This window comes from Enterobacter hormaechei ATCC 49162 (genome assembly GCF_001875655.1).
Taxonomy (GTDB): domain Bacteria; phylum Pseudomonadota; class Gammaproteobacteria; order Enterobacterales; family Enterobacteriaceae; genus Enterobacter; species Enterobacter hormaechei.
Window position 1 is genome coordinate 39,896 of the sequence record NZ_MKEQ01000002.1, and the last position, 14,767, is coordinate 54,662.

Sequence of the window (14,767 nt, forward strand, 5' to 3'; positions counted from 1 at the left end):
ATGATTCGCTTTGAACACGTCAGCAAGGCCTATCTCGGTGGGAGACAAGCGCTACAGGGGGTAACATTTCACCTCCAGCCAGGCGAGATGGCATTCCTGACCGGCCATTCCGGCGCGGGGAAAAGTACCCTGCTCAAGCTGATCTGTGGGATCGAGCGGCCAAGCGCCGGGAAAATCTGGTTCAGCGGCCATGAAATTAGCCGTCTTAAGAACCGAGAAGTGCCGTTCCTGCGTCGTCAGATCGGCATGATTTTCCAGGATCACCACCTGCTGATGGATCGCACGGTTTTCGATAACGTCGCGATCCCGCTGATTATTGCCGGTGCCAGTTACGATGATATCCGCCGTCGCGTTTCGGCGGCGCTGGATAAGGTCGGGCTGTTGGACAAAGCGAAGAACTTTCCGATCCAGCTCTCCGGCGGTGAACAGCAGCGCGTGGGCATCGCCCGTGCGGTGGTGAACAAGCCAGCCGTTTTGCTGGCGGATGAACCGACCGGTAACCTGGACGATGCCCTGTCCGAAGGGATTTTGCGTCTGTTTGAGGAATTTAACCGCGTGGGGGTCACGGTACTGATGGCGACGCACGACATGGGGCTGATCTCCCGCCGTTCGTACCGCATGCTGACCCTGAGCGACGGGCATTTGCACGGAGGCCACGGTGAATAAGCGTGATGCAATGAACCAGATTCGGCAGTTCAGCAACCGGTTTGACCGTTTCCGCAAGCCTCAGGGTGGCGGGGACGGCAATCGCAATGCGCCTAAGCGCGCTAAACCGACACCGAAGCCGAACTCCCGCAAAACCAACGTCTTCAACGAGCAGGTGCGCTACGCCTTCCAGGGCGCGTTGCAGGATCTGAAAAGCAAACCGCTGGCGACGTTCCTGACGGTGATGGTGATTGCCATCTCCCTGACGCTGCCCAGCGTCTGCTACATGGTTTACAAAAACGTCAACCAGGCGGCGTCCCAGTATTATCCGTCGCCGCAGATCACCGTTTATCTGGATAAAGCGCTGGACGATAACGCGGCGGCACAGGTGGTCGGGCAGATTCAGGCCGAACAGGGCGTCGAGAAGGTGAACTACCTATCGCGCGATGAAGCGCTGGGCGAATTCCGCAACTGGTCCGGATTCGGTGGCGCGCTGGATATGCTCGAAGAGAACCCACTGCCCGCGGTGGCGGTGGTGATCCCGAAGCTCGATTTTCAGGGCACGGATTCGCTCAACACCCTGCGCGACCGCATTACCCGCATTAACGGGATTGATGAAGTGCGCATGGACGACAGCTGGTTTGCCCGCCTTGCCGCCCTGACCGGGCTGGTAGGACGCGTGTCGGCGATGATCGGCGTGCTGATGGTGGCGGCGGTGTTCCTTGTCATCGGTAACAGCGTTCGTCTGAGCATCTTCGCCCGTCGCGATACCATCAACGTGCAGAAACTGATTGGCGCAACGGATGGTTTCATCCTCCGCCCGTTCCTCTACGGCGGCGCGTTATTAGGTTTTTCTGGTGCATTTCTTTCATTGATTTTGTCAGAAATTTTGGTGATGCGGTTGTCGTCTGCCGTCACCGAGGTGGCGCAGGTGTTCGGAACTAAGTTTGATATCAGTGGCTTAGGGTTCGATGAGTGCCTGCTGTTGCTGCTGGTGTGCTCCATGATCGGCTGGGTGGCGGCATGGCTGGCAACGGTTCAACATTTACGCCACTTTACTCCCGACTAATAAAAGCGTGATATAATCTTTCCCTGCACCGAGATGTTCGCTTGCAGGGAAAGCGTCCCTGTTGTCTCTTCCCCTGTAATCATCTTCATGTCACATTTTGTGCGTAATTTATTCACTGTTGCACCTGGAACTTGTGGATAAAATCACTGTCTGATAAAAGAGTGAATGCTAATCTCGTTGCTCAAACGCTTTGGCATGGTTGTTGCCTGACGGGGACAACCTGGACCAGAAGAAACATTGAGAGGAATGAATGACCAAAGAAATGCAAACTTTAGCTTTAGCCCCTGTTGGTAACCTGGAATCTTACATCCGGGCTGCGAACACCTGGCCGATGTTAACGGCCGAGGAAGAAAAGGAGCTTGCTGAAAAGCTGCATTACCAGGGCGATCTGGAAGCAGCTAAAACGCTGATCCTGTCTCACCTGCGCTTTGTTGTTCACGTTGCTCGTAATTATGCGGGCTACGGCCTGCCGCAGGCGGACCTGATTCAGGAAGGCAACATTGGCCTGATGAAGGCGGTACGTCGCTTCAACCCGGAAGTGGGTGTGCGACTGGTCTCCTTCGCCGTGCACTGGATCAAAGCTGAAATTCATGAATACGTTCTGCGTAACTGGCGTATTGTGAAAGTCGCCACGACGAAAGCGCAGCGCAAACTGTTCTTCAACCTGCGTAAAACCAAGCAGCGTCTGGGCTGGTTCAATCAGGATGAAGTGGAAATGGTGGCGCGCGAGCTGGGCGTTTCCAGCAAAGACGTCCGCGAGATGGAATCCCGTATGGCCGCGCAGGACATGACGTTTGATATGTCTGCCGACGATGACGCGTCCGACAGCCAGCCGATGGCCCCGGTTCTGTATCTACAGGATAAAACCTCTAACTTTGCTGAAGGCATTGAAGAGGATAACTGGGAAGACCAGGCGGCGAACAAGCTGACCTTTGCGATGGAAGGTCTCGACGAGCGTAGCCAGGATATCATCCGCGCCCGCTGGCTGGACGAAGATAACAAGTCCACGTTGCAGGAACTGGCCGACCGCTACGGCGTCTCCGCTGAACGTGTGCGTCAGCTTGAGAAAAACGCCATGAAAAAACTTCGCGCCGCTATCGAAGCGTAATTTCCGCGAAGTAAGACGAGAACCCCTGGATGCGAATCCGGGGGTTTTGTTTTTTTAGCGCCCGCTCTGGCGAATTTCTCCCCCCTGGCAAACACTTACTGATGCGCTAAGCAGGCGACTTCAGAGGGTGACAGGGTGAAAAATAACGAACTGAACGACCGGCGTTTACAGGCAACGCCGCGCGGTATCGGCGTCATGTGTAACTTCTATGCCGATAAAGCCGAAAACGCCACGGTGTGGGACGTGGAAGGTAACGAGTATATTGATTTTGCCGCCGGGATCGCCGTGCTGAATACCGGGCATCGCCATCCTGACGTTATCGCCGCCATCGAAAAACAGCTTCACGCCTTTACCCATACCGCTTATCAAATCGTCCCGTATGAAGGCTATGTGGCGCTTGCCGAGCGCCTCAACCAGCGCGTGCCAATAGACGGCCCGGCCAAAACCGCCTTCTTCTCAACGGGGGCAGAAGCGGTCGAAAACGCGGTTAAAATCGCCCGCGCGTACACCAGGCGTCCCGGCCTTATCACCTTCGGCGGCGCGTTCCATGGCCGTACCTTTATGACCATGGCGCTGACCGGCAAAGTGGCGCCCTATAAACTCGGCTTCGGCCCGTTCCCCGGCTCGGTGTACCACGCGCAATTCCCCAACAACCTGCACGGCGTCACTACCGCCGAAGCGTTAAAAAGCCTGGATCGTATCTTCAAAGCCGATATCGCGCCCGATCAGGTGGCGGCAATCATTATTGAGCCGGTTCAGGGCGAGGGCGGATTCAACGTCGCGCCCGCTGATTTTATGCAGTCGCTGCGTGCCCTGTGCGATACCCACGGGATTTTACTGATTGCCGACGAAGTGCAAACCGGCTTCGCCCGCACCGGCAAGCTGTTCTCCATGGAAAACCACTGCGTGAAGCCGGACCTGATCACCATGGCGAAAAGTCTGGCGGGCGGGATGCCGCTCTCGGCGGTCTCTGGCCGGGCGGAGGTGATGGACGCCCCCGCCCCGGGTGGGCTGGGCGGCACCTACGCGGGCAACCCGCTGGCGATTGCTGCGGCCCATGCGGTACTGGACGTGATTGACGAAGAAGATCTCTGCACCCGCGCGGCGCATCTCGGGCATCATCTGGTCGAGGTGCTGAATAAAGCGAAGGATGGCTGTCCGTATATCGCCGATATCCGTGGGCAGGGCTCGATGGTGGCGGTGGAATTTACCGATCCGCAAACCGGGCAGCCGTCGCCGGAATTTACCCGTCAGGTTCAGGAGCGCGCGTTGAACGAAGGGCTGCTGCTTTTGAGCTGCGGCGTTTACGGCAACGTTATTCGCTTCCTCTACCCGCTCACCATCCCCGAAGCGCAGTTCCGTAAGGCGCTGGATATTATTTCCGCCTCGCTGACACGATAAAGCCAAAAGCCCGGCTGAAATGACGGTCGGGCTTATCATATTTTCATTTCAAATTAGCTATTCCAAAATCATAAAAATGGGGTATGTTTTAGCAGAGTATGCTGAAAAAGCGCGAACAGCACGCCTATAACTGAAATAAAGCGCTACACAACAACATCACAACAATCGTTATAACCATAATAATGGGGAATCTCAGGATGAACATGAAGGGTAAAGCGTTACTGGCAGGATGTATCGCGTTGGCATTTGGTACCGCGCAGGCTGATATTAAAGTGGCCGTGGTGGGCGCGATGTCCGGTCCGGTAGCACAGTACGGCGACCAGGAATTTACGGGCGCGGAACAGGCGGTTGCAGACATTAATGCTAAGGGCGGCATCAAGGGCGAAAAGCTGCAAATCGTAAAATATGACGATGCCTGTGACCCGAAACAGGCGGTCGCGGTGGCGAACAAAGTGGTGAACGACGGGATCAAATACGTTATCGGCCACCTGTGCTCCTCTTCCACTCAGCCCGCGTCTGACATCTACGAAGATGAAGGCATTCTGATGATCACGCCCGCTGCGACGGCACCCGAGCTGACCGCGCGCGGCTATAAGCTGATCCTGCGCACCACCGGTCTGGACTCCGATCAGGGGCCAACCGCCGCGAAATACATCGTTGAAAAAGTGAAGCCGCAGCGCATCGCAATTGTTCATGACAAACAGCAGTACGGCGAAGGTCTGGCGCGTGCCGTGCAGGACAACCTGAAAAAAGCGAACGCCAACGTGGTGTTCTTTGACGGTATCACCGCCGGTGAGAAAGACTTCTCTACCCTGGTGGCGCGTCTGAAGAAAGAGAATATCGATTTTGTTTACTACGGCGGCTATCACCCGGAAATGGGGCAGATCCTGCGCCAGGCGCGTGCGGCGGGTCTGAAGACGCAGTTCATGGGGCCAGAAGGTGTCGCGAACGTTTCCCTGTCTAATATCGCGGGTGAATCTGCTGAAGGGCTGCTGGTCACCAAACCGAAGAACTACGACCAGGTGCCTGCGAACAAACCTGTGGTCGATGCCATCAAGGCGAAGAAACAGGATCCAAGCGGTGCGTTCGTCTGGACCACCTACGCAGCGTTGCAGTCTCTGCAAGCGGGCCTGAACCAGTCAGCCGATCCGGCGGAGATTGCCACCTGGCTGAAAGCGAACTCGGTGGAAACCGTGATGGGACCGCTGTCCTGGGATGAGAAGGGCGACCTGAAGGGCTTCGAGTTCGGCGTGTTTGACTGGCATGCCAACGGCACGGCTACTGACGCCAAATAATTTTCCCGTCGCCTTTCGCGCCGCAGGTGCGTTGGCTGCGTTATTCAACCCCGGTCACTTACTTATGTAAGCTCCCGGGGATTTCATAACTTGCCGCCTTCCTGCAACACGAAATGCTTGGGAAAATGCGGCAGATAATGTAGGCCGGGTAAGGCGCAGCCGCCACCCGGCTTTTTTTTAGCGCTTCTCCCACCCGTTCGCCTGCGCCGTAAACCCTAACGCCTGCATAAACGCCGCCATTACGCCGCGATCCTCCACGCCCACGTCGGCCATCCACCAGGAGGTCACGCTCGGGTTTTCGCGGATCACCTCTTCAATCAAATACTGCCCGACTCCCCGACGGCGGGTGACGTCGCGCACGCGCAGGGAGTCCAGCGCCCCTTCCGTGCCGCTCAGCGTTACGCGGACGGCGGCCAGCAGACGTTCGTTAAAGCGCGCGGCATAGATGCGGTGATTCTCATCGACGGTCAGCGACGAAGGGGAATATTCCGGCCAGATCTTGCCCAGGTCGATATGATCCTGGTCGCTAAAGGTCACCAGACGCACGATAGTCAGTTTCATTAGCTGTTTGTCCAAATCAAAAAGAGTACAGCCAGTGTACTCAATTTATTTGCTCAGGCGCTTTCTCTTTTTATTCCCATTTACCAGGTGATTAGTTTTATGACGACGCGATGGGCAGTTTGAAAACACATGGATCGAAAAATAAGCAGAATTTTAACCTGAAAGGCAGTGATTTATTCGGCGCTTTGTACCGTTATTTTATGCTGCCAACTGCGCTTTTATTTGTTTATCTCTGCCTGATTTCAGAATATTATCTTTGCTTAATCGCCTGAAAAATAGAGATTTTAGTCTGGTTTTTGACAAAAAACTGCGCTAAACCATTAAAGGCACTGGTAAAAATAGCGTTGTTCATTAAAAGTACAGAATGCTTTTTAACCATAATAAAACAAAATATAAACACGACATCACGAATGGGGATTCAGAGATGAAAAGGAACGCGAAGACATTAATCGCGGGGATGGTCGCACTGTCGATCTCGCATGCCGCTATGGCAGACGACATTAAAGTTGCGGTAGTGGGGGCGATGTCCGGCCCTGTTGCCCAGTGGGGCGACATGGAGTTCAACGGCGCGCGTCAGGCCATCAAAGACATCAACGCCAAAGGCGGGATCAAAGGCGACAAGCTGGTGGGCGTGGAGTATGACGACGCCTGCGATCCGAAACAGGCCGTCGCGGTAGCCAACAAAATCGTCAACGACGGTATCCAGTACGTCATCGGGCACCTGTGTTCATCCTCCACGCAGCCTGCGTCTGACATCTACGAAGACGAAGGTATCCTGATGATCACCCCGGGCGCCACCAACCCGGAACTGACCCAGCGCGGCTATCAGCACATTATGCGTACCGCGGGTCTGGACTCCTCTCAGGGGCCAACCGCCGCCAACTACATTCTCGAGACCGTTAAGCCGCAGCGTATCGCCATCATCCATGACAAGCAGCAGTACGGCGAAGGTCTGGCGCGTTCCGTGCAGGATGGCCTGAAAAAAGGCGGGGCGAATATCGTCTTCTTCGACGGCATCACCGCCGGTGAGAAAGACTTCTCGGCGCTGATCGCCCGTCTGCAAAAAGAGAATATCGACTTCGTTTACTACGGCGGCTACTACCCGGAAATGGGCCAGATGCTGCGCCAGGCGCGCGCCACCGGTCTGAAAACCCAGTTCATGGGGCCAGAGGGCGTGGGCAACGCCTCTTTGTCAAACATCGCCGGGGATTCTGCCGAAGGCATGCTGGTGACGATGCCGAAACGCTATGACCAGGATCCGGCGAATAAGGCTATCGTGGACGCGCTCAAGGCGCAGAAGAAGGATCCGAGTGGTCCGTACGTCTGGATCACCTATGCCGCCGTGCAGTCACTGGCAACGGCCATGGATCGTACCGGCAGCAAAGCGCCGCTGGATCTGGTGAAAGATTTAAAAGCGCACGGGGCGAACACCGTGATTGGGCCGCTGAACTGGGATGAGAAAGGCGATCTGAAGGGATTTGAATTTGGTGTCTTTAAGTGGCACGCCGACGGGTCTTCCTCGGCCGCCAAATAACTATCCCACCGCCCGGTTCTCCGGGCGGGTATAAAAAGGTTTGCATATGTCCGAGCAGTTTCTCTACTTTTTGCAGCAGATGTTTAACGGCGTCACGCTGGGAAGCACCTATGCGCTGATCGCCATCGGCTATACGATGGTTTACGGCATTATCGGCATGATTAACTTCGCCCACGGCGAGGTGTACATGATCGGTAGCTACGTCTCCTTTATGATCATCGCCGCGCTGATGATGATGGGCATCGACAGCAGCTGGCTGCTGGTGGCCGCCGGGTTTGTCGGCGCGATTGTGATTGCCAGCGCCTACGGCTGGAGCATCGAACGTGTGGCCTACCGGCCCGTGCGCAGCTCCAAGCGCCTGATCGCGCTGATCTCCGCCATCGGGATGTCTATTTTCCTGCAAAACTACGTCAGCCTGACCGAAGGCTCACGCGACGTGGCGCTGCCAAGCCTGTTTAACGGCCAGTGGATTGTGGGGGCCAGCGAAAACTTCTCCGCTTCTGTCACCACCATGCAGCTGGTGATCTGGGTTGTGACCTTTATTGCGATGCTGGCCCTTACCCTGTTCATCCGCTACTCCCGCATGGGACGCGCCTGCCGCGCCTGCGCGGAAGATCTGAAGATGGCGAGCCTGCTCGGGATTAACACCGACCGCGTGATTGCGCTCACCTTCGTGATCGGCGCGGCGATGGCGGCGGTGGCTGGCGTGTTGCTCGGCCAGTTCTACGGCGTCATCAACCCCTACATCGGCTTTATGGCCGGGATGAAAGCCTTCACCGCAGCGGTGCTGGGCGGTATCGGCAGTATTCCGGGGGCGATGATCGGCGGCCTGATCCTGGGCGTGGCGGAAGCGCTCTCCTCGGCGTACCTGAGCACGGAATATAAAGATGTGGTGTCGTTTGCCCTGCTGATTCTGGTTCTGCTGGTGATGCCTACCGGTATTCTGGGCCGTCCGGAGGTAGAGAAAGTATGAAACCGATGCATTTTGCCATGGCGCTGCTTTCTGCCGCCATGTTCTTCGTCCTGGCGGGCGTCTTTATGGGCGTTCAGTTAGGGCTGGACGGCACGAAGCTGGTGGTGGATACCGCCCCTGACATCCGCTGGCAGTGGGTGTTTATCGGCACTGGCGTGGTGTTCCTGTTCCAGCTGCTGCGTCCGCTGTTCCAGAAGACGCTGAAAAACGTCTCCGGGCCGAAATTCGTCCTGCCGGCGATCGACGGTACAACGGTGAAACAGAAGCTGTTCCTCGTAGCGCTGCTGGTGGCTGCCGTGGCGTGGCCGTTTATGGTGTCGCGCGGTACGGTGGATATCGCCACCCTGACCATGATCTACGTGATTCTGGGGCTGGGTCTGAACGTGGTGGTGGGGCTTTCTGGCCTGCTGGTACTGGGCTACGGCGGCTTCTACGCCATCGGGGCGTACACCTTCGCGCTGCTGAACCACTATTACGGCCTCGGCTTCTGGACCTGTCTGCCGCTGGCGGGGCTGGTCTCTGCCGCCGCGGGCTTCCTGCTCGGCTTCCCGGTGCTGCGCCTGCGCGGTGACTACCTGGCGATTGTGACCTTAGGCTTCGGCGAAATCGTCCGTATCCTGCTGCTCAACAACACCGAGGTGACCGGCGGCCCGAACGGCATCAGCCAGATCCCGAAACCGACCTTCTTCGGCCTGGAGTTCAGCCGTACCGCCCGCGAAGGCGGCTGGGATACCTTCAGCAACTTCTTCGGCATCAAGTACGACCCGTCCGACCGCGTAATCTGGCTTTACCTGGTGGCGCTACTGCTGGTGGTGATTACCCTGTTCGTGATCAACCGCCTGCTGCGCATGCCGCTGGGCCGCGCGTGGGAAGCGCTGCGTGAAGATGAGATCGCCTGCCGCTCTCTGGGCCTGAACCCGACCCGCATCAAGCTGACCGCGTTTACCATCAGCGCCGCGTTTGCCGGTTTCGCCGGAACGCTGTTTGCCGCGCGTCAGGGCTTCGTCAGCCCGGAATCCTTCACCTTTGCCGAATCCGCCTTTGTGCTGGCGATTGTGGTGCTTGGCGGGATGGGCTCGCAGTTCGCCGTGATCCTCGCCGCCATCCTGCTGGTGGTCTCCCGCGAGCTGATGCGCGACTTTAACGAATACAGCATGCTGATGCTGGGTGGTTTGATGGTGCTGATGATGATCTGGCGTCCGCAGGGTCTGCTGCCGATGACGCGTCCACAGCTGAAGCTTAAGAGTGCGGAAGCGAAAGGAGAGCAGGCATGAGTCAGCCATTATTATCCGTTAACGGTCTGATGATGCGTTTTGGCGGCCTGCTGGCGGTCAACAACGTGAATCTGGATCTGCACAAGAAAGAGATTGTCTCCCTGATTGGCCCGAACGGCGCGGGAAAAACCACGGTCTTCAACTGTCTGACCGGCTTCTACAAGCCGACGGGCGGCACCATCATGCTGCGCGATCAGCACCTTGAAGGGCTGCCGGGCCAGCAGATCGCCCGCATGGGTGTGGTGCGTACCTTCCAGCACGTGCGTCTGTTCCGCGAGATGACGGTGATTGAGAACCTGCTGGTGGCGCAGCATCAACAGCTGAAAACCGGGCTGTTCTCCGGCCTGCTGAAAACCCCGGCCTTCCGCCGCACGCAGGAGGAGGCGCTCGACCGCGCCGCCACCTGGCTCGACCGTATCGGCCTGCTCCAGCACGCCAACCGACAGGCGAGCAACCTCGCTTACGGGGATCAACGTCGCCTTGAGATCGTGCGCTGCATGGTGACCCAGCCGGAGATCCTGATGCTTGACGAACCCGCGGCGGGCCTCAACCCGAAAGAGACCAAAGAGCTGGACGAGCTGATTGCCGAGCTGCGCGATCATCACGACACCACCATCCTGCTGATTGAGCATGACATGAAGCTGGTGATGGGCATTTCGGACCGTATCTACGTGGTAAACCAGGGCACGCCGCTGGCGAACGGCACGCCGGAAGAGATCCGCAACAACCCGGACGTGATCCGCGCATACCTTGGTGAGGCATAAGATGGAAAAAGCGATGTTAACGTTCGACAAGGTCAACGCGCACTACGGCAAGATCCAGGCGCTGCACGACGTCAGCCTGCATATCAATCAGGGAGAAATCGTGACCCTGATTGGCGCCAACGGCGCGGGGAAAACCACGCTGCTTGGCACCCTGTGCGGCGATCCGCGCGCCACCAGCGGGCGGATTGTGTTTGACGGGAAAGACATTACTGACTGGCAGACGGCTAAAATCATGCGTGAAGCGGTGGCGATTGTCCCGGAAGGGCGTCGCGTGTTTTCCCGCATGACGGTGGAAGAGAACCTGGCGATGGGCGGTTTCTTCGCCCATCGGGATGAATACCAGACCCGCATCAAGTGGGTGTACGAACTCTTCCCGCGCCTGTGGGAGCGCCGTATCCAGCGCGCGGGCACCATGTCCGGCGGTGAACAACAGATGCTGGCGATTGGCCGCGCGCTGATGAGCCAGCCGCGCCTGTTGCTGCTGGATGAACCGTCGCTCGGCCTTGCGCCGATCATCATCCAGCAGATCTTCGACACCATCGAACAGCTGCGCAAAGAGGGGATGACCATCTTCCTCGTCGAGCAGAACGCCAACCAGGCGCTGAAGCTCGCCGACCGTGGCTACGTGCTGGAGAACGGGCGGGTGGTGCTGGAGGATACCGGCGACGCGCTGCTGGCGAACGAGGCGGTGCGGAGCGCGTACCTCGGAGGCTAAGCCGTCTGTGTTGCCCGGTGGCGCTTACGCTTACCGGGCCTACGTGTTTTTCTCCCTCTCCCTGTGGGAGAGGGCCGGGGTGAGGGCACCAGACCGCACCCAACCACACACACAACCCCCTTCACACAACCATCATCCCTCTGACGCCTGGCTGTCACTTATCTGTAAACAAACAGTTATTTTTCTGTCATTCGAGCATGTCATGTTACCTCGCGAGCATAAAACGCGTGATATCGCGCATCCGGCACAATAAGAGAGATGACAATGACATCGTTACGACACACAGCTTTGGGTCTGGCAATCGGTCTGGCTTTTGCGACGAACGCAATGGCTGTGACCACCATTCCGTTCTGGCATTCCATGGAAGGGGAGTTGGGAAAAGAGGTTGACTCCCTGGCGCAGCGTTTCAACGACACCCATCCGGATTACAAAATTGTGCCGGTGTACAAAGGTAACTACGAGCAGAGCCTGAGCGCGGGCATTGCCGCCTTCCGTACCGGCAACGCTCCGGCGTTGTTACAGGTTTATGAAGTGGGCACCGCCACTATGATGGCCTCAAAAGCCATCAAGCCGGTGTATGAAGTGTTCAAAGAGGCGGGCATCAACTTCGACGAGTCGCAGTTCGTGCCGACCGTAGCGGGTTACTACACCGATTCAAAAACCGGCCACCTGCTGTCCCAGCCGTTTAACAGCTCTACGCCGGTGCTGTACTACAACAAAGATGCCTTCAAAAAAGCCGGTTTAGACCCGGAGCAGCCGCCAAAAACCTGGCAGGACCTGGCCGAGTACACCGCGAAGCTGAAAGCGGCGGGGATGAAGTGCGGCTATGCCAGCGGCTGGCAGGGCTGGATCCAGATTGAAAACTTCAGCGCCTGGCACGGCCTGCCGGTTGCCACCAAAAACAACGGCTTCGACGGCACCGACGCGGTGCTGGAGTTCAACAAGCCGGAGCAGGTGAAGCACATTGCGCTGCTGGAAGCACTCAACAAGAAGGGCGATTTCAGCTACTTCGGGCGTAAGGACGAATCCACCGAGAAGTTCTACAACGGCGACTGCGCGATTACCACCGCCTCGTCCGGCTCACTGGCGGACATCCGTCACTACGCCAAATTCAACTACGGCGTAGGCATGATGCCGTACGACGCTGACGTAAAAGGCGCGCCGCAGAACGCCATTATCGGCGGGGCGAGCCTGTGGGTGATGCAGGGCAAAGACAACGGTACTTACAAAGGCGTCGCCGAATTCCTCGACTTCCTGGCGAAGCCGGAAAACGCCGCCGAGTGGCACCAGAAGACCGGCTACCTGCCGATCACCAAAGCCGCGTACGACCTGACCCGCGAGCAGGGCTTCTACAGCAAGAACCCGGGGGCGGACATTGCGACGCGTCAGATGCTGAACAAGCCGCCGTTGCCGTTCACCAAAGGCCTGCGTCTGGGCAACATGCCGCAGATCCGCACCATCGTGGATGAAGAGCTGGAAAGCGTGTGGACCGGGAAGAAAACGCCACAACAGGCGCTGGACTCTGCGGTAGAGCGCGGGAATCAGCTGCTGCGCCGCTTTGAGCAGTCGACCAAATCGTAATTCAAACTAATCCCCCTCACCCCGGCCCTCTCCCCATAGGGGAGAGGGTGTAATCGTCCCCTCTCCCCTATGGGGAGAGGGTTAGGGTGAGGGGTGAATATCTACAGAGCAAACCTATGTCATCATCCCGTCCGGTGTTCCGTTCCCGCTGGCTGCCGTACCTGTTGGTCGCGCCCCAGCTGGTCATCACCGTTATCTTCTTTATCTGGCCTGCGGGCGAAGCGCTGTGGTACTCGGTACAAAGCGTCGATCCGTTCGGGCTTTCCAGCCAGTTTGTCGGTCTGGACAACTTCACCGCGCTGTTCCATGACAGCTACTACCTGGACTCCTTCTGGACGACGATCAAATTCAGCGCGCTGGTGACCGTCAGCGGCCTTGTCGCGTCGCTGTTTTTCGCCGCGCTGGTGGATTACGTGGTGCGCGGCAGCCGTCTGTATCAGACCCTGATGCTGCTGCCTTACGCCGTGGCGCCCGCCGTCGCTGCCGTGCTGTGGATCTTCCTGTTTAACCCGGGCCGGGGACTGATTACCCACTTCCTGGCGGAGTTCGGCTATGACTGGAACCACGCCCAGAACAGCGGTCAGGCGATGTTCCTGGTGGTGTTCGCCTCGGTGTGGAAACAGATCAGCTACAACTTCCTGTTCTTCTTTGCCGCGCTGCAATCCATTCCACGTTCGCTGGTAGAGGCCGCCGCCATCGACGGCGCAGGGCCGGTGCGCCGCTTCTTCAGGCTGTCGCTGCCGCTGATCGCCCCGGTGAGCTTCTTCCTGCTGGTGGTTAACCTGGTGTACGCCTTCTTCGACACCTTCCCGGTGATCGACGCCGCCACCGCGGGCGGCCCGGTGCAGGCGACCACCACGCTGATTTACAAGATCTACCGCGAAGGCTTTGCCGGGCTTGATCTCTCAGCCTCTGCCGCGCAGTCCGTGGTGCTGATGTTCCTCGTCATCATCCTCACGGTGGTGCAGTTCCGCTATGTTGAAAGTAAGGTGCGCTACCAATGATTGAGAACCGTCGCGGGCTGACGATTTTCAGCCATACCATGCTGGTTCTGGGGATTGTCGTTATCCTGTTCCCGCTGTACGTGGCCTTTGTCGCCGCCACGCTGGACACCAAAGCGGTGTTCGACACGCCGATGACGCTCGTCCCCGGCGGGCATCTTTTCGAAAACATGAAAACCATCTGGACCCAGGGCGTGGGGGCCAACAGCGCGCCGTTCTGGCTGATGATGCTCAACAGCTTCATCATGGCGTTCGGCATCACCGTCGGCAAAATCACGGTGTCGATGCTCTCCGCCTTTGCCATCGTCTGGTTCCGCTTTCCGCTGCGCAACCTGTTCTTCTGGATGATCTTCATCACCCTGATGCTGCCGGTGGAGGTGCGTATCTTCCCGACGGTGGAGGTGATCGCCAACCTGAAGATGCTCGACAGCTACGCGGGCTTAACCCTGCCGCTGATGGCCTCGGCCACCGCCACCTTCCTGTTCCGCCAGTTCTTTATGACCCTGCCGGACGAGCTGATTGAAGCCGCGCGCATCGACGGCGCCTCGCCGATGCGCTTCTTCCGCGACATCGTGCTGCCGCTGTCGAAAACCAACCTCGCGGCGCTGTTTGTGATCACCTTTATCTACGGCTGGAACCAGTACCTGTGGCCGCTGCTGATCGTTCAGGACGTCAACCTCGGCACCGCCGTGGCGGGTATCAAAGGCATGATCGCCACCGGCGAAGGCACCACCCTCTGGAACCAGGTGATGGCGGCGATGCTGCTCACCCTTATCCCACCCGTAGTCATTGTTTTAGCCATGCAGCGCGCGTTTGTCCGCGGCCTGGTCGATAGCGAGAAATAAG

General features: G+C 57.8%; 14 protein-coding genes. 13 read left to right on the forward strand and 1 reads right to left on the reverse strand.

Features of this window, described 5'->3' with window-relative positions; translation table 11 throughout:
* From ftsE to livJ, 5 genes are all read left to right on the forward strand, one after another.
* Positions 1–666 (forward strand): cell division ATP-binding protein FtsE, encoded by a 666-nt coding sequence (ftsE, locus tag BH712_RS19145; RefSeq protein ID WP_006812284.1) that lies wholly within the window; start codon positions 1–3, stop codon positions 664–666.
* Complete coding sequence (gene ftsX, locus BH712_RS19150) at positions 659–1,714, forward strand: permease-like cell division protein FtsX (RefSeq protein WP_006812283.1); 1,056 nt, start codon at positions 659–661, stop codon at positions 1,712–1,714. The genes ftsE and ftsX overlap by 8 nt, the downstream gene beginning before the upstream one ends.
* Before the next feature lie 250 nt (positions 1,715–1,964).
* Entirely contained in the window at positions 1,965–2,822 is an 858-nt protein-coding gene (gene rpoH, locus BH712_RS19160; protein ID WP_006812281.1) for an RNA polymerase sigma factor RpoH, read from the forward strand.
* 135 nt (positions 2,823–2,957) lie between these two features.
* Positions 2,958–4,223 carry a 4-aminobutyrate--2-oxoglutarate transaminase gene (locus BH712_RS19165; RefSeq protein ID WP_006812280.1) on the forward strand — a complete coding sequence of 422 codons (1,266 nt, stop codon included), beginning with the start codon at positions 2,958–2,960 and terminating at the stop codon, positions 4,221–4,223.
* A gap of 197 nt (positions 4,224–4,420) precedes the next feature.
* Positions 4,421–5,518 (forward strand): branched chain amino acid ABC transporter substrate-binding protein LivJ, encoded by a 1,098-nt coding sequence (gene livJ, locus BH712_RS19170; protein WP_073885143.1) that lies wholly within the window; start codon positions 4,421–4,423, stop codon positions 5,516–5,518.
* A gap of 177 nt (positions 5,519–5,695) precedes the next feature.
* Here livJ and panM read toward each other — a convergent pair whose 3' ends face one another.
* A complete protein-coding gene (gene panM, locus BH712_RS19175) occupies positions 5,696–6,079 on the reverse strand; it encodes an aspartate 1-decarboxylase autocleavage activator PanM (protein WP_006812278.1) in 384 nt (127 codons plus the stop codon).
* A 424-nt stretch (positions 6,080–6,503) separates the two neighbouring features.
* On the opposite strand from panM, the gene livK reads away from it, so the two are divergent.
* The 8 genes from livK to ugpE all read left to right on the forward strand — a co-directional run bounded on the left by livK (position 6,504) and on the right by ugpE (position 14,766).
* Positions 6,504–7,613, forward strand: a complete 1,110-nt coding sequence (gene livK / locus BH712_RS19190) for a high-affinity branched-chain amino acid ABC transporter substrate-binding protein LivK (protein WP_032674089.1) — start codon at positions 6,504–6,506, stop codon at positions 7,611–7,613.
* Between the two features lie 46 nt (positions 7,614–7,659).
* Positions 7,660–8,586 carry a high-affinity branched-chain amino acid ABC transporter permease LivH gene (livH, locus tag BH712_RS19195; protein ID WP_003861540.1) on the forward strand — a complete coding sequence of 309 codons (927 nt, stop codon included), beginning with the start codon at positions 7,660–7,662 and terminating at the stop codon, positions 8,584–8,586.
* On the forward strand, positions 8,583–9,860 hold the full coding sequence (locus BH712_RS19200; RefSeq protein WP_006812275.1) for a high-affinity branched-chain amino acid ABC transporter permease LivM: 1,278 nt from the start codon (positions 8,583–8,585) through the stop codon (positions 9,858–9,860). Before livH ends, BH712_RS19200 begins: the two co-directional genes overlap by 4 nt.
* Positions 9,857–10,624: a high-affinity branched-chain amino acid ABC transporter ATP-binding protein LivG gene (gene livG / locus BH712_RS19205; RefSeq protein WP_006812274.1), complete on the forward strand. Its 768-nt coding sequence runs from the start codon at positions 9,857–9,859 to the stop codon at positions 10,622–10,624. Before BH712_RS19200 ends, livG begins: the two co-directional genes overlap by 4 nt.
* A gap of 1 nt (position 10,625) precedes the next feature.
* Entirely contained in the window at positions 10,626–11,339 is a 714-nt protein-coding gene (livF, locus tag BH712_RS19210; RefSeq protein WP_006812273.1) for a high-affinity branched-chain amino acid ABC transporter ATP-binding protein LivF, read from the forward strand.
* A 264-nt stretch (positions 11,340–11,603) separates the two neighbouring features.
* A complete protein-coding gene (gene ugpB, locus BH712_RS19215; protein WP_032674088.1) occupies positions 11,604–12,920 on the forward strand; it encodes a sn-glycerol-3-phosphate ABC transporter substrate-binding protein UgpB in 1,317 nt (438 codons plus the stop codon).
* A gap of 116 nt (positions 12,921–13,036) precedes the next feature.
* Entirely contained in the window at positions 13,037–13,924 is an 888-nt protein-coding gene (gene ugpA, locus BH712_RS19220; protein WP_006812271.1) for a sn-glycerol-3-phosphate ABC transporter permease UgpA, read from the forward strand.
* Positions 13,921–14,766, forward strand: a complete 846-nt coding sequence (gene ugpE, locus BH712_RS19225; protein WP_006812270.1) for a sn-glycerol-3-phosphate ABC transporter permease UgpE — start codon at positions 13,921–13,923, stop codon at positions 14,764–14,766. The genes ugpA and ugpE overlap by 4 nt, the downstream gene beginning before the upstream one ends.
* The last annotated feature ends 1 nt before the right edge of the window (position 14,767 follow it).

Excerpts from the sequence above, each read along its gene's own strand:
- ugpA (WP_006812271.1), top strand. The coding sequence starts at position 13,037 with ATGTCATCATCCCGTCCGGTGTTCCGTTCCCGCTGGCTGCCGTACCTG.
- livJ (WP_073885143.1), top strand. The coding sequence starts at position 4,421 with ATGAACATGAAGGGTAAAGCGTTACTGGCAGGATGTATCGCGTTGGCA.
- panM (WP_006812278.1), bottom strand. The coding sequence starts at position 6,079 with ATGAAACTGACTATCGTGCGTCTGGTGACCTTTAGCGACCAGGATCAT.
- livF (WP_006812273.1), top strand. The coding sequence starts at position 10,626 with ATGGAAAAAGCGATGTTAACGTTCGACAAGGTCAACGCGCACTACGGC.
- ugpB (WP_032674088.1), top strand. The coding sequence starts at position 11,604 with ATGACATCGTTACGACACACAGCTTTGGGTCTGGCAATCGGTCTGGCT.
- livG (WP_006812274.1), top strand. The coding sequence starts at position 9,857 with ATGAGTCAGCCATTATTATCCGTTAACGGTCTGATGATGCGTTTTGGC.
- ftsE (WP_006812284.1), top strand. The coding sequence starts at position 1 with ATGATTCGCTTTGAACACGTCAGCAAGGCCTATCTCGGTGGGAGACAA.
- rpoH (WP_006812281.1), top strand. The coding sequence starts at position 1,965 with ATGACCAAAGAAATGCAAACTTTAGCTTTAGCCCCTGTTGGTAACCTG.
- ugpE (WP_006812270.1), top strand. The coding sequence starts at position 13,921 with ATGATTGAGAACCGTCGCGGGCTGACGATTTTCAGCCATACCATGCTG.
- BH712_RS19200 (WP_006812275.1), top strand. The coding sequence starts at position 8,583 with ATGAAACCGATGCATTTTGCCATGGCGCTGCTTTCTGCCGCCATGTTC.
- livK (WP_032674089.1), top strand. The coding sequence starts at position 6,504 with ATGAAAAGGAACGCGAAGACATTAATCGCGGGGATGGTCGCACTGTCG.
- livH (WP_003861540.1), top strand. The coding sequence starts at position 7,660 with ATGTCCGAGCAGTTTCTCTACTTTTTGCAGCAGATGTTTAACGGCGTC.